21 protein-coding genes are annotated in these 23244 nt (G+C 54.7%); 15 read left to right on the forward strand and 6 right to left on the reverse strand.

Annotated elements, in window-relative coordinates:
* Positions 1-342 precede the first annotated feature (342 nt).
* Entirely contained in the window at positions 343-567 is a 225-nt protein-coding gene (locus FEF65_RS12720) for a hypothetical protein (RefSeq protein WP_138240200.1), read from the forward strand.
* A 39-nt stretch (positions 568-606) separates the two neighbouring features.
* On the opposite strand, the gene FEF65_RS12725 is transcribed toward FEF65_RS12720, so the two are convergent.
* Complete coding sequence (locus tag FEF65_RS12725) at positions 607-1149, reverse strand: septation protein A (protein ID WP_138240201.1); 543 nt, start codon at positions 1147-1149, stop codon at positions 607-609.
* A 184-nt stretch (positions 1150-1333) separates the two neighbouring features.
* Between FEF65_RS12725 and FEF65_RS12730 the strand changes: the two genes are divergently transcribed.
* Complete coding sequence (locus tag FEF65_RS12730) at positions 1334-2425, forward strand: lipase family alpha/beta hydrolase (protein WP_238701401.1); 1092 nt, start codon at positions 1334-1336, stop codon at positions 2423-2425.
* A 63-nt stretch (positions 2426-2488) separates the two neighbouring features.
* Here FEF65_RS12730 and FEF65_RS12735 read toward each other — a convergent pair whose 3' ends face one another.
* Positions 2489-3607: a mechanosensitive ion channel family protein gene (locus tag FEF65_RS12735; protein WP_138240202.1), complete on the reverse strand. Its 1119-nt coding sequence runs from the start codon at positions 3605-3607 to the stop codon at positions 2489-2491.
* Between the two features lie 147 nt (positions 3608-3754).
* Here FEF65_RS12735 and FEF65_RS12740 point away from each other — a divergent pair, with 147 nt between their 5' ends.
* From FEF65_RS12740 to FEF65_RS13690, 12 genes are all read left to right on the forward strand, one after another.
* The gene (locus FEF65_RS12740) at positions 3755-4324 is read left to right on the forward strand and encodes a YceI family protein (protein ID WP_138240203.1); all 570 of its coding nucleotides are present in this window, start codon (positions 3755-3757) and stop codon (positions 4322-4324) included.
* A gap of 154 nt (positions 4325-4478) precedes the next feature.
* Entirely contained in the window at positions 4479-4772 is a 294-nt protein-coding gene (locus FEF65_RS12745) for a hypothetical protein (RefSeq protein WP_138240204.1), read from the forward strand.
* A 12-nt stretch (positions 4773-4784) separates the two neighbouring features.
* Positions 4785-7187, forward strand: coding sequence for an intermembrane phospholipid transport YdbH family protein (locus FEF65_RS12750; RefSeq protein ID WP_138240205.1), 2403 nt, complete (start codon positions 4785-4787; stop codon positions 7185-7187).
* 82 nt (positions 7188-7269) lie between these two features.
* The gene (locus tag FEF65_RS12755) at positions 7270-7440 is read left to right on the forward strand and encodes a YnbE family lipoprotein (RefSeq protein WP_170304457.1); all 171 of its coding nucleotides are present in this window, start codon (positions 7270-7272) and stop codon (positions 7438-7440) included.
* Between the two features lie 13 nt (positions 7441-7453).
* On the forward strand, positions 7454-7813 hold the full coding sequence (locus FEF65_RS12760; RefSeq protein ID WP_238701402.1) for a YdbL family probable chaperone protein: 360 nt from the start codon (positions 7454-7456) through the stop codon (positions 7811-7813).
* 164 nt (positions 7814-7977) lie between these two features.
* Positions 7978-9225, forward strand: coding sequence for an AmpG family muropeptide MFS transporter (locus FEF65_RS12765; RefSeq protein WP_138240206.1), 1248 nt, complete (start codon positions 7978-7980; stop codon positions 9223-9225).
* 85 nt (positions 9226-9310) lie between these two features.
* Positions 9311-10462, forward strand: a complete 1152-nt coding sequence (gene mltA / locus FEF65_RS12770) for a murein transglycosylase A (RefSeq protein WP_138240207.1) — start codon at positions 9311-9313, stop codon at positions 10460-10462.
* Positions 10459-11205 carry a tRNA pseudouridine(65) synthase TruC gene (gene truC, locus FEF65_RS12775; protein ID WP_202978279.1) on the forward strand — a complete coding sequence of 249 codons (747 nt, stop codon included), beginning with the start codon at positions 10459-10461 and terminating at the stop codon, positions 11203-11205. Before mltA ends, truC begins: the two co-directional genes overlap by 4 nt.
* Positions 11206-11288: 83 nt before the next feature.
* The gene (locus tag FEF65_RS12780) at positions 11289-11891 is read left to right on the forward strand and encodes an inorganic pyrophosphatase (RefSeq protein ID WP_138240208.1); all 603 of its coding nucleotides are present in this window, start codon (positions 11289-11291) and stop codon (positions 11889-11891) included.
* Between the two features lie 75 nt (positions 11892-11966).
* Entirely contained in the window at positions 11967-12602 is a 636-nt protein-coding gene (locus FEF65_RS12785; protein ID WP_138240209.1) for an inorganic pyrophosphatase, read from the forward strand.
* Positions 12603-12822: 220 nt separating this feature from the next.
* Entirely contained in the window at positions 12823-15042 is a 2220-nt protein-coding gene (locus FEF65_RS12790; protein WP_138240210.1) for a sensor histidine kinase, read from the forward strand.
* Between the two features lie 196 nt (positions 15043-15238).
* A complete protein-coding gene (locus tag FEF65_RS13690; RefSeq protein WP_138240211.1) occupies positions 15239-18340 on the forward strand; it encodes a hybrid sensor histidine kinase/response regulator in 3102 nt (1033 codons plus the stop codon).
* A gap of 23 nt (positions 18341-18363) precedes the next feature.
* Here the strand turns inward: FEF65_RS13690 and FEF65_RS12800 are convergent, their stop codons facing one another.
* From FEF65_RS12800 to FEF65_RS13430, 4 genes are all read right to left on the reverse strand, one after another.
* Positions 18364-19455, reverse strand: coding sequence for a metal-dependent hydrolase (locus FEF65_RS12800; RefSeq protein ID WP_138240212.1), 1092 nt, complete (start codon positions 19453-19455; stop codon positions 18364-18366).
* Positions 19383-20537 (reverse strand): anhydro-N-acetylmuramic acid kinase, encoded by a 1155-nt coding sequence (locus tag FEF65_RS12805; protein WP_138240213.1) that lies wholly within the window; start codon positions 20535-20537, stop codon positions 19383-19385. Before FEF65_RS12805 ends, FEF65_RS12800 begins: the two co-directional genes overlap by 73 nt.
* Before the next feature lie 188 nt (positions 20538-20725).
* Positions 20726-21304, reverse strand: coding sequence for a hypothetical protein (locus FEF65_RS12810; RefSeq protein ID WP_138240214.1), 579 nt, complete (start codon positions 21302-21304; stop codon positions 20726-20728).
* A 42-nt stretch (positions 21305-21346) separates the two neighbouring features.
* Positions 21347-21502 (reverse strand): hypothetical protein, encoded by a 156-nt coding sequence (locus FEF65_RS13430; protein WP_161595248.1) that lies wholly within the window; start codon positions 21500-21502, stop codon positions 21347-21349.
* On the opposite strand from FEF65_RS13430, the gene tyrS reads away from it, so the two are divergent.
* Positions 21491-22675, forward strand: a complete 1185-nt coding sequence (tyrS, locus tag FEF65_RS12815) for a tyrosine--tRNA ligase (RefSeq protein ID WP_138240215.1) — start codon at positions 21491-21493, stop codon at positions 22673-22675. The two genes, FEF65_RS13430 and tyrS, sit on opposite strands and share 12 nt — an antisense overlap.
* Positions 22676-23244: the final 569 nt, after the last annotated feature.

Here is a 23244-nt window from a genome sequence, read left to right on the forward strand (position 1 = left end):
AGAGAATGCCGCTTGATTCCCCCTTATAGATTTGCTGAAGAGAGTGATTCACTACGGAATCAAACTGCGGCTGCTGTGGCTGTAGTGCATGGCTCGTATGAGGGCGACTGCAGGATAAAAATATCGGGTGCTGCTTTCTTTTACGCCTTTCTTCGCCGATAGCTTAAACAGCGATTTTATCGCTTACAGGGAATCAAAATCATTCTTCCGCCATAGTGTCCGCTTATGCGCGATGAACCTTTTCTACAATCAAACGGCTTACGGACCGATGTTTGCCAGGAGGGCAATTAATCAGCATCTCCCTATAGTCGCCTGGTGACGTCCCTGCAGCTGCAGGTTGTGATGAATGCAATGCTCAGGCTATTTATGGGGGCTGGCATTCAACGTGCAGGCGACATGGAGCGCGTCGCTGTGTCAGAAGCAGGCTCACTGTCAGAGGTGGTTGCGCTCCATGTTGTATGCCGTGTTTCTGCAGCCATCGGCTGTGCTCATCAAGTGATTACAGAGCTGATTGGGTTGGACTTCCATGGTCGGCAAGAAACTGCCGCTATCTGTTTGCTGATCTAATTACTGGTCGGGTGGTGCCGCGAACTGCATGGATCGGCGTTAATTGCTGTGATTCTCATCTTTAAGGTAAGGGGCGAGATAGAAGCTCTGGGCGATGATAAACACAAAGGTCAGTCCCATCATGCAGAAGAGTTTGAAGTTGACCCAGGTGTCCGTATCAAAGGTAAATGCGACATAAAGGTTGAGGGCACCGAGAAATGTAAAGAAAAGTGCCCATGCCAAATTCAGTCTGTTCCATACGGTGGCCGGCAGTGTGATGTTTTCGCCCATCATCCGCTGCATCACCGTTTTCTCTCCGATGAAATGTGAGCCGATGAAGATGATGGCAAACAGCCAGTTGATCGCTGTCGGCTTCCACTTGATGAACACCTCATCATGCAGGATCAAAGTCAGGGAGCCGAAGATGGCAACGAGCACGAGGGTAATCAGGTGTGCTTTCTCAAAGCGACCTTTGATGATTCTGTGGCCAATGGTCTGGATGGCAGATGCTGCGATCAGTATGGCTGTAGCGGTGTAGATATCGTAAATTTTGTAAGCTGCAAAAAAGAGCAGGATCGGGAAAAAATCAAATAGCATTTTCATGCCGCGTATGTGACCACAGCTTGTCTGTCATTCCAAGTGCCTGATGTCCTGTGTGGCGAGTCTTGGCATTGTGCTGCCTATCCGCGAGCATGGCCGCATGATGTTGCATGGATTATTCAGACTTTTCTGCCTGTTGTCGGTTGCGTTGACATTATCCGCATGTGCGGGAAAGCACAGTGCGCAGGTGACGCAGGATCTGTGGCTCGGCTGGGAGGATGCGGATCGACTGATGCAGCCGGACTATCCCGATGCCGTGCCTGTATTGCTTGTCCATGGGTGGAATGGCAGTGAGTTTACCTGGCCTGATGCCAAGCGACTTCTGGCGATGGAGAAGCGTCTCGGTCGTGATATCGTTTACTTCAATTATCGTACTGGTGCGCTGCCAAACCGTTATCCTCCGCTTGAAGCAATGGAGGAGCATCTGGAGCGTTATCTGAAGAGTTTTCCGCAGGTGGATGTAGTCGCCCATAGCATGGGGGGATTGCTGGTCAGACAGTATCTCGCTCATCATCGTGGGCACAATATTCGCAGGCTGCTGCTTTTGTCTGTGCCCAATTATGGTACCGATGCCGCCAGCCTGCTGGCCGAGCTGGCATCGGTCACCTCTACCGGGAATGTGCAGGCGCAGGAAATTCAGCCCGGCAGTGATTTTCTCTGGCAGATGAACATGCTCGGCGGGTCTGAGCTGGATGGCATTGAAGTGTTGAATGCCTACACGACCAGTCAGCGGCGCCTGGCCGGGGATCTGGTGGTTGATCCGGTTTCGGCATGGCTGCCTTGGGCTCCCAATGTATCTGTGGATGGTGACCATCATACCCTGCCAAGCAGTCTTGATCAGTTTCAGTTTATCTTTGATTTTTTGCAGGAGGGTCGCATTCCCGAGAAGCTGGCGGAGATGCCATCCCGGCGTGATCTGTGGGTGCGTGTGCAGAGGGGCGATGGAGAGCCCGTTGTATTCTCTGCCGCTTCGGTGAAACGGCGGCATAGTCCGAAAGGTAACTGGGAAAAGCCCGGGGTGGTGATCTGTTGTGACCGTCGCAGTTCGATGTATGACGATGGTGCTACGACGGTGATTGCCGACGATGTGCATCCGGGGGAGGCGCTGCAGTTGATTGATCGCAGTCGGTCACCGATCCGGGCAATCGAGGTCAATGTGCCTGAGAATATGGATCAGCCTGTTGTGTTTGTTGAAAAAACGCTCGGGCCGATTGCTGAGCCATCGGGCGGTCCTGCCGCTCCCGATGCAACCGCCATGCCGGAGCCTGTCGGCCCCTGATGCGGAAGGTTCCTCTGCCCACGGTGGTGTCTCTGCGGGCAGTCCCCCCTGATCTTCCTGTCTTTATCTGATCGGAGCCCGGGGCCGCTCGCTGGCGGCTGCTTCTGTTTCGATGTGCAATGTTCGGGTCGGGAAAGCAAAGCTGAGGCCCATACCTTCAAGCAGCATCATGATTTGCAGGTTTACCTCCTGACGGACCTGCAGATACTCCTCCCACACCTTGCTTGCTGAAAAGTAGTAAAGGAAAATGGACAGTGAGCTCTCATCAAATTCATCAAACTTGACCAGTTTATAGCCCTGATCGACGCCCGGGTGATTGCGCAGGATCTGTTCAATGCCGTCAATGGCAGCCTGCATCTGGCTGGCACTTGTATCATAGGTCAGTCCGATACGCATTTTGATGCGACGCTCGCTGCGGGCATCAATATTATCGATGACCATGTTGGCCAGTGATGAGTTGGGGACATTGACCAGCGTACGCTCAAAGGTGCGGATGCGGGTGGAGCGAAATCCGATCTCCTCCACCACCCCCTCAAACTCGGATGTTTTGATCCAGTCACCGATGGTGAACGGGCGATCGATCAGTATCATGATCGATCCGAAAATATTGGAGATCGTATCTTTGGCGGCCATGGCGACGGCGATGCCGCCTATGCCAAGCGAGGCGAGCAGGCCTGAGATGGAGTAGCCCATATTCTGCGCAACGACCAGTACGGCAGTCATAATCAGGAAGATCTTCAGGGTTTTGGCGATAAACGGTACCAGCTGGTTATCCAGGGGGGAGTCGGTTTCTTCGGCACGGGCCGTAAAATAGGAGGTCAGGCCGGCAATAAGACGCCATAGAAACCAGATGCCAATGATAATAGCCATAATGCGTGCGGCCTGATCAATCAGCGCCACCAGGGGGAATACATCAGCCGGTGGCTGCAGGAGATGAACGGTCAGCATCAGGCCAATGATCAGAACCAGCATGCTTGCAGGCCGCTCGGCGGCAGTGAGCAATACATCATCCAGTTGCGTTTTTGTCCGTGCCGCAAGGCGCCTGGCCATGCGGTCAAATGTTGTGAGGGTAATGCGTTGCGCAACTACGGTGGCAAAGAGGGTGATCATGGCCAGTAGCCAGTGGGCCAGGGTGATGTCGAGTACCCTGTTTCCGGTCATCAGTGCCCATACGTCATGCATACGAATATCTCCTGTCACGTGATCGACTGCATGCTAGCCCTCCGTTTGCCGTGCGTAAAAAGGCACAGTCTGGTCGGTGTTGTGATATGCCGTCGAAGTTGCGAGCATGCGCCGGCTTATTATCTGATGCGAACCAAGGAGTTATTTGTGAAAAAATTTGCTGTTCTGTTTTCAATGCTGCTGCCGCTGAGTGCCTGGGCCTCCGACTGGAAACTTGATACTGCACACTCATCCCTGAACTTTGTCTCAATCAAGAAGGGTAGTGTGGGAGAAGTACATCACTTTAATACATTGCATGGTTCGATTGCAGGCAAGCAGGCGAATTTGACGATTGATCTGGCAAGTGTGGAAACCGGTGTTGCCGTTCGCAATGAACGTATGCAATCCATGCTTTTTGATGTGAGCCACTTTGCCGAAGCAACAATTACTGCGGATATCAGCAGCGTTGATCTTGCTGCGCTGAGTGCTGGTGTCAGCACTTCGGCCACTCTGCCTTTGACCGTCAATCTGCACGGTATTGAAAAGACCATCTCTGCCGATGTGACGGTGACCGGTCTGGCCGGCGGTGGCCTGCTGGTGAGCAGTCGTGCCCCGATTGTGATCAAGGCGGCAGACTTTGGCCTGGATGGTGGTATTGAGGCGCTGCGTGAAGTGGCCAAGCTTGATGCAATCGCCACCAGCGTGCCTGTAACCTTTCAGCTGCAGTTTGCCCATTGAGTCATAAAGTCTGCACGTGTGGATGCGCGTGGCAGGCGGATGCGAAATAAATCAGCATCTCCTTAAGAAAAGCCCGCCTTTACCAGCGGGCTTTTTTATTGGATTTGACCAAATGTGCTCTGTTTTCTATGCTGTTGAAGCATGGGAGTGACTAATGACGGATGCTGCGTTGAAAAAACTGATGGAAGAACCTGCAATGTTAATGCGGCTGATTGGATTGCGTGTCCGCTATCTCGGCGAGGAGTTTGAGGTAGTAGACCTTTTGCTTGAAGAGGGATTGGTGATTTTATCTTCCAACGAGGGGGATGAGGTTCAGGAGGATTGCTACGGGCGTCCGAGCAGGCTGGTCCCACGTTGTGAACAGCTTCACTTTCGCGATCCTCATGGTCAGCCAACTGCGATATGGCAGGAGATCACCTTTCTTGACGGGCCAGTGCCGGGATTCTAGCCGGCTCATGCAATGAAAGTCGTGCTGCGGGTCAGCACCCTGTTGTTATTGGCCGCCATGATGATGGTGGCTGCGACGTACCATTTTCTCCCGCAGATTGTTTCGGCAGTACTGTCATCCCGGCTTGCTGCAGCAGGCTATGCCAAACATCAGATCACTATCTCGGATATTGGCTGGCACAAGGCTGTCCTGGAATCGTTCAGGCTCGATGCGGATGACGCCTCTTTTCACCTCGAGCTGCGCAATATCGCGATTGAATATGCACTGAATGAACTGATACACGGGCGCATCCGCTCCATAGAGGTTGCATCCCTGCAAGCCTCTGTGAAGTCTGCTCCGCCAGCAAAAGAGTCGACACCCGTGCCACTCCCTGTTGCCACCTTTGCCCTGATTCCTGCGCAGCGGGTTCTGATCAGGCAGATGAGTGTGGTGTTGCCGGAAGGCTCCCCGCTGCAATCGCTGAGTGGCAGTATCGACTATCAATCGGGTGTGTTGCATGCACCGATGTTGCTGGCAAGCCCGCTGGGGCTTGTGCATGTGCGCGCGGAGGTCGGCCAGGATGGCCATGTTGATGTTGCACTGAATCCTCAGGTTGCCGGCAGCAAGGCAAGTGAGATGTTGTCGCTGGCCGGAACGGTGAGCCGACAGCCGCATCAGTTGCAGTTTGGGGGGCGTGTACATGCTGATGCGGCGGCATTGTGGCAGCTGTCGGCCCGGGGCGACCTGAATGCCGCTTCTGTGGCGGGACGTATCGATGCGGATGTGAACTTTTCCCTGCCGGATCAGCTGCCATCGACTGCGGATGCTTTTTTTTCAGCGCTCATTGCCAGGGTACATCTGCTGGTCGATCTGTCGGCCGTACCGCAGGGGGCGCTGAAGCAGGTCACCGGCCGTGGCGGGCTTTCTGTTGAGTGTCGTGATGCAGGTTGCGACTGGCATCTTGATGGAGGGGGGGCCTTTCAGGCATCGCTTGCTGCTGCAACCTCGCCCATCGTGCTGTCGTGGCCATCAGGATTTGCCGGCCGTGTGGATATCGCTGATCGCGGGCTCACACTGATATTGCCGGCCAGGCAGTCCGTTCGACTGGGGAGGTTCTCTGTTGGCTCTGCCGCTCTTCCGGAGACAGTGCTGGGCCTTGATGCACCGCTTCGCCTCTCTTACCGCGATGGCGTATGGCATCCGCAGGCAGTTGCGCTGGCTGTGTCGCCACAGTCCCTGCAGCTGGCCGGTATGCCTGTGACCCATGCCGGCGCAAAGGTTGCCCTGCAGCCTGCTGCCGGAGGCGGGATCAACGCTGCGCTGCATGTGACGGGAGTGAATGCTGCCGTGCCGGGCATGCAGCCATTTCCGTTTGATTTGAGCGGGACGCTGGCACTCGATCAGAGGAATATGACCGCGAATGCCACACTGGCCACACAGGACGGGATGGTTCAACTCAACGGCAGGGTTGTGCAGCAACGTGCCACGGGGGATGGTGCTGGCACGTGGTCGGTGCCCGCGATTTCCTTTAGTCGTGAGCATCCGTTGAGTCGGTTGCTGGACTTAAAGAAGGCATTTGATGTGGATGGTGGTGTGCTTGCACTGACCGGTAGCAGTCACTGGCAGCAGCATGATGGTAGATATGTGGTCAGCCATCATGTTGAGATTGACCTGAAGGGGGGCTCCGGTGTGGTTGGCGACGGGTTGTTTGAAGGTTTGTCGACTCGTATGGTGCTGGATGGAGAGGGGGGGCTGCGCAGTAAGCCCGCCCGCATTGAGATGGCCAGTTTCAATAATGGTGTTCCGATTCGCGATCTGTCCGTGAATCTGGTGCTGAAGCTGCCTCTGAGCGGCGATAGAAAGCCCGCATTGTATCTGAGCGATTTTTCCGCCTCCCTGTTGGGGGGCAAGGTATCGAGTCCCGAGATGGTCTTTGACTTTAATCGTAGCGGAAGTTCATTTCCGGTGCTGCTGGAACATGTGGATATCGAACAAATTCTGGCGCTGGAGCGGCATGAGGGGCTCTATGGCAACGGATTTCTTGATGGCTCCATTCCGCTTACCTGGAGTCCGGCGGGGGTGTCGGTGAGCGGCGGCAAGCTTGCCGCCCGTTCACCCGGCGGGAAGATTCGATATATTGCCGATAATACGACCCGGGCGCTGGCAGAGAGTAATATGAGCATGAATATCGTGCTTGGCATTATCAGTGATTTTCACTACCATCAGATGGACGTTGCGATGGATTATGCGGCAGATGGACGCTTGCTGATGCAGGTTCACCTTGCGGGGAATAATCCCGCCTATGCAAATGGTCGGGCGGTAGAGTTTAATCTCAATCTGGAAGAGAATGTGCTCAGGTTGCTCGAGAGTCTGCGTGTGGCAGGTGATATCAGTAGAAAAGTGGATGAAAGGCTGCAAAAGCGGATGAAAAAGTAATGCGTGCAGGAGCGGTGCCTGGAACCGTTTTCCGGCAAAGGCAGGTGGATAAGTGATACGCAAGCATATAATAAAAACCGTGATGTTTACCGGTGTTGTGGCCAGCCTGATGGCATGTGCACCAACCGTGAAGGTGGAAGTGCCCGACAAACCGATTACGATCAACCTGAACGTGAAAATTGAGCATGAGATCCGGGTGAAGGTTGAAAAAGATCTCGATCATGTTTTGTCGCAAGACAGCGGCTTGTTTTAACAGGAGGTGGGAAGTGTATAACTCAACATATATTCGTCATCTGATGGCACCTTTGTTTGCGCTGGTACTGGGGCTTGCCTCGATACTGATGTTGCCGAGCAGCTCATGGGCGCTGGATCTGGCCTCTGCCAAGGCCTCCGGCATGGTGGGAGAGAAGGCCGATGGTTACCTGGGAGCCGTACAGGGCGGTGGTGAGGTTGCTGCTCTGGTGGCTGACATCAATAACAAGCGCCGCGCCGCCTATCAGGCGATTGCGGCCAGAAATGGCACATCCCTGCAGGCCGTTGAGGCACTGGCCGGTCGTGCGGCACAGGATAAAACTGCAGCCGGGCAGTATATTATGAATAGCTCCGGTCAGTGGATCAGGAAGTAGTCGCGTAATCATAACCGGTCTGTTTACTCAGATGATTGCCAGACTTGCCGGGGGCTTGCTCCCGGCACTTGCTTTTGTGAGTCGGTCAGTGTGGCTGCACCTTCCGGCTCAGGTCGGTACGTTATGATATCCGGTCATTGCCGGGTGAAAGGAACCCTGTGTCAATGATGTCGATATTTTTGCCATTGTTCAGCCGAAAAATGGCTATTTGTGTGTTTACCGGTTTTGCTTCCGGCTTGCCGCTCTATCTGCTGCTTAATCTGGTGCCGGCCTGGCTGCGCAGTGAGCAGGTGGACCTGGCCACCATTGGTTTGTTTGCACTGATTCAGTTTCCTTACACCTGGAAATTTTTATGGGCTCCCATGCTGGATCGCTATGTGATGCCCTTTCTTGGTCGCCGGCGCGGCTGGATGTTGCTCACCCAGTTGGGGTTGCTGCTAACGATTGCCTGTATGGGCGGTTTTTCGCCGCAGTCCGATCTCACCATGATCGTATTCTTTTCAACGCTGCTGGCTGCACTTTCGGCGACGCAGGATATCGCTCTGGATGCTTTTCGCCGTGAACTGTTAAGTGATGAGGAGCTCGGGCTGGGCAATTCGGTGCATGTGAATGCCTATCGTGTGGCAGGTCTGGTGCCAGGTTCGCTGGCATTGATTCTGGCCGACCACCTTGCCTGGAGCACGGTGTTTATCATCACGGCGTTGTTTATGTTACCCGGAGTTGTCATGACCCTGCTGGTAAAAGAGCCGCAGTTGGCCGTACCTCCGAAGAGTCTGCGTATGGCGGTGGTCGAGCCGTTTCATGAATTTATCGGCCGACAGGGCTGGCAAGGGGCTTTGCTGGTGCTGGCTTTCATCTTTCTCTACAAGCTCGGTGATAGTCTGTGCACATCTCTGGCCACCCCGTTTTATCTGGATATGGGGTATTCGAAAACAGAGATCGGTCTGATTGCCAAGAATGCCGGCTTATGGCCGGCGGTGATTGGCGGACTGCTCGGTGGTTTATGGATGGTGAAAACCGGCATTAACCGGGCTCTGTGGTTATTTGGTCTGGTGCAGATGGGCTCTATTTTCGGATTTGTCTGGCTGGCTTCCGTCGGTGCACAGTCGCTGATCGGAGCGGTTGAGCTGACCCGCCTGGCTGTGGTGATCGGTGTTGAGGCATTCGGTGTCGGGGTTGGTACGGCAGCCTTTGTCGCCTTTATCGCGCGCTCAACGCACCCTGCCTATACAGCCACCCAGTTCGCACTGTTTACCAGCCTGGCGGCCGTGCCCCGTACATTCATCAATGCAGGGGCTGGCTGGCTGGTCGAGTGGGCGGGGTGGACGGACTTTTTTCTTTTGTGTGCCGCGCTGGCTGTGCCGGGCATGCTGTTGTTGCTGAAAGTGGCACCATGGCATGAGCGCCATTAATTCCGGTTTGGGACGGCAGGACCATTTGTGTCAGTCTGCCGCCCAACAAAAATCGGGTCATCCCTGAATGATAGAGAGAGCGAAGATGAGAGTGTTTCAATGGCTTCTGATGGGAGCCTGCCTGTTACTGGCAGCCTGCTCAGGCCAGCATAAACAGACATCGGATAGCGAAATGCGGCCGGTCTATAAAAAGAGTGCGTGGCGAATGCTGCCGGATTGGCAGCAGGTAACGCTTGCCCCGTCGCTGGATGCATTGCGGCAGAGCTGTACGACGCTGGCTAAAAAGCCTGACTGGCAGGAGATCTGCTCAGAGGCGAGCCTGCTTGATCACGATAATGAAGGGGCTATTCGACGTTTTTTCGAGGCGCGCTTTACGCCCTGGCAGTTGCGCAATGGCGATGGCAGCAGTGACGGGCTGATTACCGGCTATTATGAGCCGTTATTATATGGCAGCCGAACCAGGGATGAGCGCTTTCGCTATCCGGTTTATGGTGTGCCTGATGATTTGCTGATTATCGATCTTGGCAAGCTTTATCCTGAGTTGAAAGATATGCGCCTGCGCGGGCGAGTGGATGGGCGCAAGGTTGTCCCGTACTATGACCGGGCCGATATCGATCAGGGGCATGCCCCTCAGGGTAAGGAGCTGCTCTGGGTTGATGACGAAATTGGTCTGTTTTTTCTGCAGGTGCAGGGATCCGGTCGTGTGCAGTTGCCCGATGGTACTTTGATCAAGCTGGGCTATGCCGATCAGAATGGCCACCCCTATGCATCGATCGGCAAGGCTCTGATCGAGATGGGCGAGCTGACGCTGGAACAGGTCTCTCTGCAAAGTATCCGGCAGTGGGCACAGGATCACCCCGAGCGGTTGCCGGAGTTACTGCATAAAAATCCCAGCTATGTTTTTTTCCGCGAAATGCCGGACGGATTGCAGTCTGCGGTGGGGGCGATGGGTGTGCCTCTAACGGCTGGCTACAGCATGGCGGTGGATCGCCGGGTGATTCCGCTGGGCATGCCGGTCTTTCTCGCGACCACCTGGCCGAACAGTGATCGGCCTCTGAACCGGCTGATGTCGGCACAGGATACCGGTGGTGCTATCAAAGGGGTGATTCGCGCTGACTTTTTTTGGGGGTTCGGTGCGGATGCCGGGCGTCAGGCGGGCAGTATGAAACAGCGGGGGCAGATGTGGGTGCTGTATCCCAAAGGGGGCAAGCCTGTTGTGACAGTACTCCGTCGATGATGCAGGAGCGTGAATCACTGGATGTCCTGTTTCATGATGAGTGGCTGATTGCTGTAAATAAACCGGCGGGGCTGCTGGTTCATCGTTCCATGATCGATCGCCATGAAACACGCTTTGCCATGCAGATGGTGCGTGATCAGATCGGTCAGCATGTTTATCCTGTTCACCGGCTCGACAAGCCGACCTCGGGCGTGTTGTTGTTTGCGCTTGATGCACTCACTGCGCGCAAAATGGGCGATGTTTTTTCGGCAGGCGCATGCCAGAAACGTTATGTGGCTGTGGTGCGGGGCTATACAGCTGAGCATGGGGTGGTGGATTATCCTCTGAAAGAGGAGCTAGATAAAAAAAGCGACCGCCAGGCCAGTCGGGACAAGGAGCCGCAGGAGGCGATCAGCGCATATCATCGTCTGGCTACCGTGGAGCTGCCTTTTGCCGTCGGCCGCTATCAGACCGCTCGTTATTCATTGCTTGCCTTGCAGCCCCGAACGGGCAGGAAGCATCAGCTCAGGCGTCATATGAAACATATTTTTCACCCGATTGTAGGGGATACGACGCATGGGGACGGAAAGCAAAATGACTTTTTTCGCGACACGTTTCATTGCCGGCGACTGCTTTTATCATCCACGGGGCTTGCGTTTAACCATCCGGAAACAGGCGCAGCACTGAAGATTCATGCGCCGCTGGATGCCGGATTCTCGGATGTGCTGGCGGCATTGGGCTGGGGTGAAATCGCCGCATCATGATCGTCTCCGAACGGTGAGATCCGGTCGGTAATCGGGTAAATTTAATGCTGTTCAAGGTTGAAAAACTTTGTTAGAAACAAGCCATGAAAACATTCTCCCAATGGCGACCACACCCCTGGCACGGGTTGACCTCTGGAGCCGAACCGCCCCGGCGGGTTCATGCCTATATCGAGATCAGCCCGTTTGATATGGTGAAGTTCGAAGTCGATAAGCAGTCCGGTTATCTGCGTGTGGACCGCTCGGTCCGTTCATCTTCCCAGCACCCCGCCTTGTACGGTTTTATCCCGAGGACACTGTGTGCGAACCGGGTCTGTGCCCTGATGGATGATGCCACTGTGGGTGATGGCGATCCGCTGGATATCTGTGTGATCAGTGAGCGCCCCATTTCGCGCGTCGAAATTCTGGTCAATGCCCGTGTGGTCGGCGGCTTGCCGATGTGCGACCATGGTGAGGCGGATGACAAGATTATTGCGGTCATTGAAGATGACCCGTTGTGGTCGAAGGTGGAGGATATTTCCGAGTTGCCACCAGCACTGATTGATCGTCTGATGCACTATTTCCTTACCTATAAGCTGGTTCCGAATAAGCCCAGCAATGTGACGATTGGAAAACCTTATGGCTTTGAGCATGCAACAAAGGTGATCGAGGCCGCCATGGCTGACTATGCTGATGAGTATACGGCGTAACGCCAGTCTTCTGTCCGGCTGACGGGATCACGCCGGCTCTTGTTCTGTCCGTGCTGATTGGCTATAAATCTAGCCATGAAAGCATTCTCTGAATGGCGTCCGCACCCCTGGCATGGCATTGATCCCGGCCATGAGTTGCCCCGGCTGGTTTGTGCCTATATCGAGATTGGCCCGTTTGATACGGTGAAATTTGAAGTGGAGAAGGATTCCGGCTATCTGCTGGTTGATCGCTCTATTCGCTCCTCCTCCCTTTGCCCTGCACTCTATGGCTTTATTCCCCGCACCTATTGTGGTCAGAGGACAGCCCGTCTGATGGATGGTGCCAGTTATGGTGATGGCGACCCGCTTGATATCTGTGTCATCACCGAACGTCCGATTTCCAGAGTGGATATATTGCTTACCGCTCGCGTCGTCGGTGGCTTTTCGCTGCTGGATCGGGGCAGGGCGGATGATAAAATTATAGCCATCATCGAGGATGATCCTCTCTGGTCCGGTGTGCGGGAGCTGGCCGAGCTGCCGCATGCGCTGATTGACCGGCTGATGCACTATTTCCTTGCCTACAAGATGGAGCCTGGCAAACGCAGTGATGTGATCATTGGCCCGGTGTATGGCTATGACCATGCCAAAGAGGTGGTGATGGCAGCGCGGGCTGATTATGAAGAGACGTTTGCCGGAAGCCGGGAAAATGTGGAGCTGCCTTTGTGCAAATAGTTGCCGTTACGGATCATCGTGACGGTGCAATCATGATGCGACAGGCGTAATCCGGGCCCTGCATGCCGCTCTCCTGATCACTGTTCGGGTAAGAGCGCGCTGAATCCGCCCCTCCCTTGCCTGCCGGGCTTATGATGCAGGGAGGCATCCACGGTTTGATCGCATATGTCGCCATTGTGCTGACATTGCCGCATGTCATTTCTCCATCTATATTGGCAAAATGGCAAAGGACGGATGTAGTAGCGCAGAGACTCCTGCACTTGATGTGCTGCTGCATAAGCAGCTGTCGTCGTGGAATATTGCGGTCACGGCATTTGTCATGATGTTGCTGGCCTCGGCGGTGATTGCGCTGATGGCATTTACGTTATACAAAAAGGAATCTTCAACGCTGCTGGGGCAGATGCGCTCGGAAGCTGCTCTTGAAGTGCAGGGCCAGAAGCAGACGATAGAGCATGAGTTGCGGCAGGTCATTCATGCCTTGCTGTTTTTTAATCGGCAGGCCGATCTTCATGATGTTTTCAGTTCAGCTGCCGGCAAGGAGCAGATCACCGAGGATCTGCGTTCGTTTATGCTCAGCAGTACCGTGTATGATCAGGCCAGAATACTCGATCGGCAAGGCCGCGAGCTGATCCGTATCAATTATCATGGCGGTGCACCGGTCGTCGTTTCCGGCAGTCAGCTGCAGGACAAGTCCGATCGCTATTATTTCAAGGCCATGCAGCGATTGTCCCGTCATGATATCTATATATCTGCGCTGGATCTTAACGTCGAACATGGCGCTGTTGAGCAGCCGTTCAAGCCAACCTTGCGAGTAGGTATGGCGGTGTATCAGGGCGATGAAAACAGACCTGCCGGCTATATTATTATGAACTACCTGGCTGCCGGCATGCTCGATCGCTTCCGGGACTCAGGGCTGCTGGTGCAGGGGGACCTGCTGCTGGTGAACCGGGATGGTTACCCGCTTTCGGCCCCCGCCCATGAACAGGAGTGGGGCTTTATGTTTCCCTCATCTTCTTCATTGAGCATGGCCAGCCGTGACCCTGCGCTCTGGCAGCAGATCATGCGACTGGATTCAGGCACGCTCAGGCATAAGAATGATGACTATATCCTGCAGACGATCTCGCCCTATCAGGTGGCGGCCGAAATTCCCGCCCTGCATGGCACGCCGGTCTCTTCCGGGCAGTCAGATGCGCTCACATGGAAGGTGCTGATTCATTTGACACCGGCACATTTGCAGGCAGCCATGGCCGGATATCGGGGGGCGCTTTTCTCCTGGTTGGCGGCGTCCATGTTACTGGTGATTGTGCTGGCCATCCCTGTTGCCTGGTTGATTGAGCGGCGCCGGGTGTGCCGGGGCTACATCGCCCTGTTGTCTCAGGCCGTCGAGCATGCGGGTGAATCGATGATGGTGACCGATCTCAGTGGACGGATCGAATACGTGAACCCGGCGTTTACCAGTCTCACCGGCTATACGTTCGATGAATCGATCGGCAGAAATCCCTCCGAACTGTTGAAAAGTACGGCTCAGGACAAGGCTTTTTACCGCCAGCTGTGGGAGACGATTTCTGCAGGGAAACAGTGGCGGGGTAAAATCGTCGATCGGCGCAAGGACGGTTCGCTGTTTCCCGCCCAGATGACCATTACACCGATTCGCGATACCGAAGGTTCGATTCGTCACTTTATGGCGGTGCAGCAGGATTATACCGAGCATGAGCTGCTGCAGGAGCGGATCTCCAATGAGAATAAGATGAAGGTGATGGGGATTGCCGTAGGCGGTATCGCGCATGAATTCAATAATATTCTGGCTGCGCTGACGGCAAATGTATATCTGCTTAAGCGCATCGAAAAGGATAACCCTGCAGCACTGGCAAAACTGAATGCGATGGATCGTCTGGATGAACAGGCTGCCGGAATGGTGCGGCAGATGCTGGCTTATGTCGGCCGTGCCGAGGTTCATCTGACGCGGCGGAATGTAACGCCGTTTTTCAGAATGGCGATGCAGGCGTGCCAGCGCAGTGTGCCCGAGCATATCGTATTGAACAGTCATGTTGCTGATGTGGAAATGATGGTGGATGCGGACGAGCTGCAGCTGCAAAAAGTGATGGATCACCTGATCTCCAATGCGGTGGATGCAGTGGAGGGGATCAGGGGGGCTGAAATTTCGCTGCGGCTTGAGCGGCTGGAGGAGGCGTTCGGGGATACGGGCGATATGCAGCCGTGGCTGGTCTTCCGGGTCCAGGATAACGGGATGGGGATTGCTGCCGAGCATCAGCAGCTTCTCTTCGAGCCCTTTTTTACCACCAAGGAGGTTGGCAGGGGCACAGGCCTGGGGCTTTCCACGGTGCACGGCATTATTGAAAAGCATCATGGCTTTGTCCGGGTCGATAGTGAGCCGGGGAAGGGGAGTTGCTTCAGTGTGTACTTGCCGATTGCGCTTTAGCCATGGGGTGGCTGATGCCCCGTCTGCGATCATCAGTGCGTCAGCGGGAAGGTCGTCTGGCGGATGTTTGTTCATCAGGCACAGATGCCCTGTTTGATCGGGCATCTGTGCCTTTGTACAATCATTTTGCGACCGGGGCCGCAGGCAAGGTTCGATTCAGGCTTTGTGGTGGCATCAGTCATGCTGCTGTTTGCATATGATGGCTGATCCGAGGTTGCCGCCAGCAGCGAAAAAGCTGTCGCTCCTGCATTTTAAGGTGCTGCTGGAGTGGCATGTCTGGCGAGTCCCGCTATTGCTTGCCGTGATTCTCATTGCAGCCAGCTTTTATAATTACCTGTTGTTTCATACACTGGCGGAGCTTTTTACGATCGTTGTTGCCGTCGTGATGTTTGTCGTGGCGGCATACAGCTGCAAACACACACATGACAACTTTATCATGTACCTGTCTACCGGTTACTTCTGGGTGGCTGCGATGGATTTGATCCACACCCTGCTGTACAAGGGAATGGCCATTTACCCGGTTGATGTGGCCAATAACTCAACACAGTTCTGGATCGCCAGCCGCTACGCTGAGGCACTGTTATTATTGTCAGCCCCGCTGTTATGTAATCGCTGGCAGAATAATGGTGCCAAATTCGCGCTGTTCGGTGCGATAGCCGCTTCTTTCTATGCGCTGATCATGAGTGGATATTTCCCGGATGCCTATATCGAAGGAGAGGGGCTGACCCGTTTCAAGATTATCAGCGAATATATCATCTGTGTGATGCTCGCGCTGGCGCTGCTCAATATCTATTATCATCAGGAGTATCTGAAGACCGGCGTGCTGCCTTACCTGCTGCTCTCCATTGTGCTGACGATTGCTGCCGAGCTTGCCTTTACGAATTACGTCAGTGTTTATAGTGAGATGAATATTCTGGGTCATCTCCTCAGGTTGTTTTCCTTCTGGCTGATTCTCCATTCGATTGTGAGAAGCAGCCTGCATGAGCCATATGAGGCACTCGACAGTTCACGCGCATTGTTGCAGGGGTTGCGGGATGGCATTCCCGATCTGATTTTTTATAAGGACAACGAGGGCGTCTATGTCGGCTGCAACCAGGCCTTCTGCGACTTTGTCGGCAAGCATGAAGAGGCCGATGTCATCGGCAGAACGGACTTCGATCTGTTTGATCGGGAGCTGGCGCAGTTTTTTCGCCAAAATGACCGGGAGATGCTTACCAGTGGTGAGGCCAGACAGAACGATGAGTGGGTGAGCTACCCCGATGGTAGCCGGCATTTGCTGGATACGTTGAAAACTCCGTTTCTTGATCGGGCGGGGCGAGCCATTGGCCTGATCGGTATCAGTCGTGATATTACCGAGAAAGTACGGGCGCAGCGGATGCTGGAGCAGGAGCGATTGCAGGCGCAGAGGTACCTGGATATTGCCGCTGTGATGCTGGTCGCCCTTGATAATGCCGGAAAAATTACCCTGATGAATAAAAAAGGCTGCCAGCTTCTCGGCTATCAGGAGGAGGAGGTGATCGGTCGCGACTGGTTTGAACTCTGTATGCCGGATGATACTCGGGAAAAAGAGCGTTTGAGTTATTTGCAGTTGATGCACGGAAAGGGGGCGGCGGTCGACTATGATGAGGCGCCTGTTGTGACCAAGGATGGCCGGCAGAAGCTGATTGCCTTTCATCAGACTCTGCTCAGTGACTCATCTTCCGGGATTGCCGGCATGTTGTTTTCCGGTGAAGACATGACAGCGCGAAAGAATACGGAAGGGCGGTTGCGGAAGCTGTCACGGGCGATTGAGCAGGCCGGCGAGGCGATGGTCATTACCGATAGCCATGGGACGATTGAATATATCAATCCGGCCTTTACGCGGGTGACCGGCTACCTTCCGGATGACGTGATCGGGAAAAATCCAAGGTTGTTGAAAAGCGGTCGTCAGGATGACTCGTTTTATCAGCGTATGTGGACGCAGCTGAGCCATGGTGAAGTATGGCAGGGCAAACTGATTGACAGAAAAAAGGATGGCAGCCTCTATCCCGCCATGCTGACGATTTCGCCTATGGTGGATGATACGGGCGCTATTACCCATTACATCGGTATTCAGCAGGATCTGACCGAGTATGAGCGTCTGCAGGAGCAATTCCATCACTCTCAGAAAATGGAGGCGGTCGGCACCCTGATCGGTGGTATCGCCCATGATTTCAATAATACGCTCGCCGGTATCACCGGTAATCTCTACCTGGCAAAAAAAGCCGCCGGGTCACTGCCTGATGTGGTCGCCCGGCTGACCAGCGTGGAGGCTTTCGCTTTCCGTGCGTCGAAGATGATTCACCAGTTACTCACCTTTTCCCGCAAGGGCGAAGTGGAGATGAATCCGATAGCCATCACCCCGTTTCTTAAGGAGGTGATCAAGTTGCAGCAGGTCGCGGTACCGGAGAATATCCGGCTGACGTACCAGATTGATGAGATCACTCAAAGCATGAGCGGCGATATCAACCTGTTACAGCAGGTGTTGATCAATATTATCAATAACGCCCGCGACGCTGTTGAAGGCGTGGCGAACCCGGCTATTGTGATCGAGTTGAAGCAGTGCTCTGTCGATGCGCAGTTTTTGATTCGTCATCCGGAGGTGACCGCCGGCGAGCTGGCCTGTATCACGATCCGCGATAACGGGTATGGCATGTCTGCGGAGGTGGCGGCTCACATATTTGAGCCATTCTTTACGACAAAAGGCATAGGCAAGGGCACGGGGCTCGGGCTTGCCATGGTATTTGGTGCGGTCCAGTCGCATGGTGGTGTGATCGAAGTGGATACGGAGCCGGAGCATGGAACGGCATTTCATGTGTATCTGCCACTTGAGGCGGGCAAGAGCGTCGATACGGCGGTGGCTGATGAGCTGATTGTTGAGGGAAAGGGCGAGATGATTCTGCTGGCGGATGATGAGTCAACCCTGTTGGCAACCGGGCGCCATGTGCTGGAAAGTCTTGGTTACAGGGTCTTGACCGCGACCGATGGCCTGCAGGCGGTTGATCTTTATATGGCCCGGCAGGCGGATATTGATCTGCTGATTCTGGATGTTGTCATGCCGAACCTCGGCGGTGTGGAGGCGTTTCAGAAGATTCGCCGGCACAGGCCTGATGTAAAAGTGCTTTTTGCTACAGGCTATGACAAGAGCAAGGCATTGACCGAGAACGGTCATGTCCACCCCGATATGGTAATCAGCAAGCCCTATTCGATTGCCAGACTGAGCCGGATGATTCGCTCCCTGCTTGACGGTGACTCCGCGCGTAACTCATCTGCGTCATGAGCAAGCAGGGCATGATGCCGTTGTCACAGCCAGTCAAACGGGCGTTCAGTGGTGGTCAGCTCACTTCGATGACCTCCTCGCCAGATCAGCCAGCTGCGCGGCTGATCTGTAAGGGGAGGGTGAAGCTCAATATGTAGCTGAAATGCCGGAGAGGTGCCTGGTGCGCCACCGCCATAGGCCAGATCTCCGATGTCGATGGTCTGATCGTTGCTGGCCAGTACGACGGGAAAGCGGGCAAACCATGCATAGAAGCGGGTGCCGGGCAATGTATCGATATCGGTGATGGTGTGCATGGCGGGCAGTTCCTGCCAGTGCAGGTGATCCTTGTCGGCAATGGCGGTGGAGAGAATGTTGCGAACCAGGGCCTGGCTGAACAGCGGGCTGGTGCCGGTAAAGGCCGGCTTCAGGTTGACTGCTGTGCGGGCATAGTGATCCGGATAGGTGACAATGATTTGCCAGTTAAAGGGGGAGAACGCCATCGGCAGTGCATGGTATGCGATGGCATCCGGATAAGCATGGCGGGCAATGGATATGGCTTGCTGCTGGTTATTCCAGGCCAGTCCCAGATAGCTGGCCATCATGGCCAGGCTTAGTGCACCAAGCTGTCGTTTGTGGCGAGTCCAGATAAATCCGGCCAGCAGGGGGAGCAGCATGCAGGAGGTAAACAGCGGGTCGATAATAAATACCAGGTCAAGGCTGGCGCGCCAGTCGGAGAGCGGAGCAAGTATCATCGTGCCGAATGTGGTGATGATATCGAGCGAGATGTGCAGCAGCAGAGCCAGGCCGATCAGCCACGGCATGGCCGGATTCTGTTTGACCTGGCGTGTGCCCAGTGAATAGACCAGCCTTCCCCACAGCGGCAGCATCAATAGCGAATGTGTCAGTCCCCGGTGGTGTTGCAGATAGAGAACATCGGAAAAAAATCGCAGTACGATATCGCTGTCCGGTGCCATGGTAAGAAGAACAAGAAACAGCGTCTGTTTGCGCGGGAGTGGTTTCGAAGGAAAGGCGCGAGCAAGTGCCGCCCCCGATATGGCATGGGTTAACGGGTCCAGTTGCTGATCTCCTGTAGCAGAGTGGGCCAGTTCAGCCCCGGTGTGATGCTGCCACCACATACGTTGTGCCGCGCGCCGGTGACGGCGGCCACCGTATTGGCAGCACCAAGCAGTGACTGGCGGGCCAGCACGGCAAAGCTTGCCGCCTCTATGGCCTGAGGTGGCAGGCCTGCTGCGGCAGTCGTTTGTACCACTGCCGGTGCAAGAGCAGCAGCAAGCTGTTGCATCAGGGTGTGATTGCGTGCACCGCCGCCACAGATCAGCCAGCGAGCAGGGCTGGCGGGAAGCAGGTTGATGCTGTCAGCAATGCTTTGTACCGTGAACTGACAGGCTGTTGCCAGTGCATCGGCAGCGGTCAGTGCCGGCCAGTTGATGATTGCATCGACGATGGGGTCGCCAAATTCCTCTCTGCCGGTGGATTTGGGCGGTTGCCGTTTCAGATAGGGGTGACTGATCAGCGTCTCCAGCAGCGGCTGACAGACATGGCCAGTGGCGGCCAGCTCTCCCTGGTGATCAAAGCTTTGCTGGCCATGGCTGTAGTGTCTGATCAGCCCATCCATAAGCATGTTGCCCGGGCCTGTATCGAAGCCAAGAATATCACCGTTTTTACCCAGCCAGGTCACATTGGCAATGCCGCCGATATTCAGAATGGCGATATCTTGACTGTCTGAGCCGAACAGCAGGTGGTGGGCGAATGGAACCAGCGGGGCCCCTTCACCACCTGCCGCAATATCACGGCTGCGGAAATCGGAGATCGTGGTGATGCCTGTTTGCTCGGCGATGGTGGCCGCGCAACCGATTTGCAGGGTGAATGGGTGCCGGCTATGCGGGCGGTGGCGGATCGTCTGGCCATGGCAGCCGATGGCCGTGATCGCTTGTGGCTGCAGGCCGGCGGAAACCATGGTGGCCCGGGCTGCCTCAGCGTACGCGCAGCCGAGCTGGCGATGTACTTCGCCCATCAGATCGATGCTGTGATTGTGGTCCGAGCCACTGGCAAGGCTGAGTATGCGTTGGCGTAAAGCCGGATCCATCGGAAATTCCTGAAAATGGAGCAGTTCAGGATGGTCGTGGTAGCGAATGATGGCGACATCAATACCATCGGCAGAGGTGCCGGACATCATGCCGATCATGAGCTGAGACATATGTTTGCCTCCCGGGGGCGATGATATGGGGCGTTAGCCAGCATGCGATGGCAACTATTGCGAAATGGAGAGGGCTTTGTAAACAGGGTGATAGCTGGTTTCATGGCGGTGCTGACAGGCCGGGATATTGCCGTTGCGCACCAATCAGTGACGCAACGGCAATGTATGATCATATCGTTTGTGGCTTGTTACAGGCTCTGATGGGTCGCGGGTTCTGCCGCAGGCTCCGCAGCTGGCGCTGCGTTCGGAGTATTTTCGTCCGGGGTCGCGCTGTTTGCCGGCAACTCCGGAGCAGCTGGTGCTGCGGTTGCATCCGGTTCATTCACAGGTGGCTCATGGGTGACAGGTTTTGCCTCACTTGTTGCCGGGGTGACGGCCGGCTCTGCCGGGGAGGTGAGCGACAGCAGGATTTTTGCGGCATCAGCGATCGCTTCTTTGGTACTTGAACCGGCAAGATCCCCTGCCTCCTGAATATCCTGCAATGCCTTTTTCAGTTTCGTTTGCACCAGGCTGTCCCTGTTGCTGGCGACTTCCTTGTTGAGGGTGTCGATGCGCCCGCTTGTTTCCATTGCCTGGTTTTCAAGTTGGCTCAGTCGTGCTTCGACAGCGCTATTGCCTGATTTGGATGTGGCGGCAAAGGTTGCGTAGCCGGCCAGCAGCAGCGCCATGACGGCAACAAGCAGAGTGGTGTGTGGTGAGCAGCAGCTGCTGCCTGCGCATGAAGAGCCACTGCTCTTTTCTGTGGTGTTGTTTGCATCCTCGGACATATGCATGTCTCCTTTTCGTATAAGAGTAGCGGCGATGCCTGTTCAGGCAGAATGACGGTGCATGATCAGGCTGATCATAGCACGCAGGCTGCGCGGCGGCGACGTCTGATATGTGATCAGGATCACTGCGGTGGCGATGGCCGGTTGAATTTGCAATGATTCGGCCTGATTTATTTTGAGGTGGCTATGAATATTCATGAACAGATGGAACTGCTGACGCGTGGCACGCTGGAAGTTTTGCCCGCAGGCAGTCTGGAAGCAAAGCTGAAGCAGGCTCAAAAAGAGGGGCGGCCACTGCGGGTTAAGGCGGGTTTTGACCCTACAGCTCCGGATCTCCACCTGGGCCATACGGTTCTGCTGGAAAAGTTGCGCCAGTTTCAACACTGTGGTCATCAGGTGGTTTTCCTGATTGGTGATTTTACCGGTACCATTGGTGATCCGACCGGTAAAAACGAGACCCGGCCACCACTCACGCATGATGAGGTGCTGCTTAATGCGGAGTCGTATAAGGAGCAGGTATTCAAAATACTGGATCCCAAGCGCACGGAGGTGCGTTTTAACTCGGAATGGCTGGGTAATCTCACCGCTGCGGATTTGATTCGCATTGCCGGCAAGGCAACAGTGGCCCGTATGCTTGAGCGTGATGATTTCGAAAAGCGTTATAAGGGCGGGCAGTCAATCGCCATTCACGAATTTCTTTATCCGCTTGTTCAGGGCTATGACTCGGTTGCGCTGGATGCGGATGTTGAGCTGGGTGGCAATGATCAGAAGTTCAATCTTTTGATGGGTCGCCAGTTGCAGGATGCCTATGGCAAGGCGCAGCAGGTGATTATGACCATGCCGTTGCTGGAAGGGTTGGATGGCGTCAACAAGATGTCCAAGTCGCTGGGTAACTATGTCGGTGTGGCAGAGGCGCCGAAAGAGCAGTTCGGCAAGCTGATGAGTATCTCCGATGAGCTGATGTTCAAGTATTATGAGCTGCTTACCGACATCGATATGGATGGCGTCAGAGCCATGCACCCGATGGAAGCCAAGAAATCACTGGCAGCAACGATTGTCGATCGCTTTCATGGCGAGGGTGCAGGTGCCGAGGCGCGTGCCGGATTTGAGGCTCAATTCACAAGAAATGAGATACCGGATGATGTGCCGGAAGCAGTCATGTCTGCTGAGGATGGCAGTGTGTGGATTGTGCATGCACTGACACAAACAGGACTGACGGCCTCCAATGGCGAAGCGATTCGCATGATCAGGCAGAATGCACTCTCGATTGATGGCGAGAAGGTGGCTGATAAGGACTTCCGTCTGAATACAGGTGGTCCATATTTGCTCAAGCTGGGGAAACGCAAGTTTGTGAGCCTTACTGTAAGTTAAAAGGAGGCGGCCGTAAGGCCGCCTCTTTGCGTGCTTCCGTTGTTCAGTCATGGGCAATCGTTGCTATATATACAGTGCAATAGTTGGTTAAAAAAACTTTATAAAAAAAGCATTGACGGTAAGGGGTTCGCCGCTAATGTTCGCCGCCCTCGCAAAGGGGATCGGGTTGAAAAGCAGTTGATTTTAACCTGTTTCGGAACGTCAAAGAAAGTGGTTGACGGTTCGGAATGCGGCGCTAATGTTCGCCGCCCTCGCAAAGGGTGACCGGTTCGAAAGGCAGTAGTTTCGAGCAGGTCAGAGACGTCAAAAGAAAGTGGTTGACGGCTCGAAACGCGGCGCTAATGTTCGCCGCCCTCGCAAACCGGAGACGGTGAACGAGGTTCTTCAAAGCAGGTTCGCAAGGACGAGCGATGAAGAAAGAGGTTGACACCTCGAACGGCGGCCGTATAGTTCGCCGCCCGCAGTCAGGCAGCGCAAGCCGCCCGATAGCGGAAGAAAAGTTTGGTTTGTTCTTTACAATTAGTGATTTTTATTTGAACTGTGGACGTGTCGAGTCTTCTCCAGCATTG

Source organism: Mariprofundus erugo (assembly GCF_005818865.1).
Classification (GTDB): Bacteria; Pseudomonadota; Zetaproteobacteria; order Mariprofundales; family Mariprofundaceae; genus Mariprofundus; species Mariprofundus erugo.